The following is a 2,147-nucleotide window of genomic DNA, read 5'->3' as shown; positions in this document are numbered from 1 at the left end:
CATTGCCATCACAGGAACAGGCTAGCAAACACGACTTTTCAGACAAGCCCTAAGGGCGATGATGGGCCGGGGACGCAGCGAATGATCTCCGATTATCTTGTTACCCGGGTATCTCCTATCCAGCACTACGTTCCCACCAATGATTCCCCGGGAATCACCCACCACGATGACGCTTTAGGTGATTGCAGGAAAATTATCTGCATTTCGAAGCCCACGAGTTATGACCTGGGCATCACCCGCACCTCAAAAACCCGGTGGTATGCAGCCGGCTTTAGATCTACGAGCTTCTTAGGCGATCAACCTCCGCGCATCCAAATACGGTTTCTCGCTGCCCTCCAGCGCCAGTCTCGGCACCCTGCCCGAGCGTCATCTCACAACCCAAGGAATTCTTCTCATGGCTGATACCTTCCAGCTCAACCTAGGCTCGCTCAGGTCGAGCGTAAACCTCACCCTGCATACCCATCATGCGTCTCGGCTCTGGTTCGGTCGGCAGCGCTCCGACAACAAGCCCGGCATGATCGGCTTGTCCGGCTTCTCCAACATCATCAACCGCATCTCCGCCAGTGCCGCCAAGGACGATCCTTACTCCGATCTCTTCCTCATCATCATCGAGGACAAGATCGAGGAGTCCGAGCAGCAGCTGACCGCCATCGACGAGCGACTGGACCAGGTCATGGCGATGCTCCCCAAGCAGCTGGACGTGGGCACCAACCTGTCGATCCAACCGCTCAAGCTGCCGCTGTACCTGAACTCGCCGCTGGCCTTCAAAGGCGTCTATCTGCTCACCCGCTATGACGAGCTGGTGCGCCGGATCCTCCTGGCCGCGCACATCGGCCTGATCGACAACGGCTCCAAGGAAGGTTGGCTGGACGAAGGCGCCGCCGTGCTGCGCCGCCTGTACGGCGTGGGCCAACGCTACAAAGGCTTCAGCTCAGCGGTGCGTCGCGCGACGACATCGCTGCCAACAACGCCCGAGCGACCAACGCCAAAGAGATGTACGGCTTCTTGGAAATGCCCCAGGACGTGCTTGAGGGCACCCGCCGTAGCAAGTTCGCCCCGGCCATCCAACGTCCAGGCGATGCTCCGGCCAGCTCCAGCAGCGACGATGACGGCTTCGATGGCGACTCCGCCGACGAGGATGAGCATTTGGGCGCCCTGACCGGATCTCACGTCGCCACCGAGATGAGTGAGGCCTGATCGCCATGGCACTGCAACAGTCCACTCAGGGTTCGAGGGCAGCAGGTCTGCAACAGGCTGCCTTCCAGCCCCTGCAACAGGATGCCTTCGCGAGCCTGCAACACGCTCCCTTCTACAAAAGGCTTTTAAAACCCTTTAAAGGTAAGGGGGAGCTGGACCAGTTGGCCGAGCAGTGCCGTTCCCTTGAGGCCAATCTGAACACCCTGGCCCAGGAGCGGATCCTCGCTCAGGCCCAGCGTTTCCCCTTCACGCTCATGCCGATCCGAATGACCCACCAGCACACCTCCGCTGGCCCAGTCTTTCTGCGCTGGCAGCAGAGCGGGACCTGAAAGATGGGCGTAGGGCTTTGGGCGGACCTGTGCCGCCACGACCTGGTCACCGAAACACTGCTCCAGGACCTGCACGCCATGGAGCTGCAGCGCATTGCTCTGAACATGCAAATCAGCCTGGTCCACGCCATCGGCCGGCAAGCCGCCGAGTGCGCCGAGTGCGCCGAGTGCGCCGAGAAGATGGCCCAGGCCACGGCCGTTTACACCGAACGGCTGCAACAGATCATCCAATCCCGCGGCGAAGACACCGCATCCCAACAGGAGGCCTGACATGGGCACAGCAGTAGTATGGGAAGGCAACATTGGCTCCGCACCCGAGTACAAGCGGTTCCAGAAGGACAATCAGGATCCGCGGCACCTGCTCCGGCTGAACGTCTATTTCGATAACAGCATCCGCCTGCAGGATGGCTCCTACGAGGATCGCGGCGGTTTCTGGGCCAACGTCGAACTCTGGCACCGCGACGCGGAAAGCTATAGCCGGCTGTACCAGAAAGGAATGCGCGTGTTGATCGAGGCCGTGCGGTCCTCGATAACTGGAAGGATGGCAACGGCGTCGAGCAAGCGGCCATGAAGGTCCAGGCCAACCGGATCGCGATCCTGCCGCAGCGGATCGAATCCATC

The 2,147-nt window shown here is 60.6% G+C and carries 3 pseudogenes; all 3 read left to right on the top strand.

What is annotated here, in order from left to right:
- The first annotated feature begins 394 nt into the window (after nucleotides 1–394).
- Nucleotides 395–1,197, top strand: a pseudogene (locus GSQ95_RS25340) (PFL_4669 family integrating conjugative element protein).
- Nucleotides 1,198–1,202: 5 nt separating this feature from the next.
- A pseudogene (locus tag GSQ95_RS25335) lies at nucleotides 1,203–1,796 on the top strand (DUF3158 family protein).
- A gap of 1 nt (nucleotide 1,797) precedes the next feature.
- Nucleotides 1,798–2,147 (top strand): annotated as a pseudogene (locus tag GSQ95_RS25330) (single-stranded DNA-binding protein); the annotation flags it as partial.

The sequence above is a fragment of the Pseudomonas sp. BAV 4579 genome, assembly GCF_009765395.1.
Lineage (GTDB): Bacteria > Pseudomonadota > Gammaproteobacteria > Pseudomonadales > Pseudomonadaceae > Chryseomonas > Chryseomonas aestiva.
The sequence above is the reverse complement of the archived record's forward strand: the minus strand, read 5'-3'. Positions and strand labels throughout refer to the sequence as shown.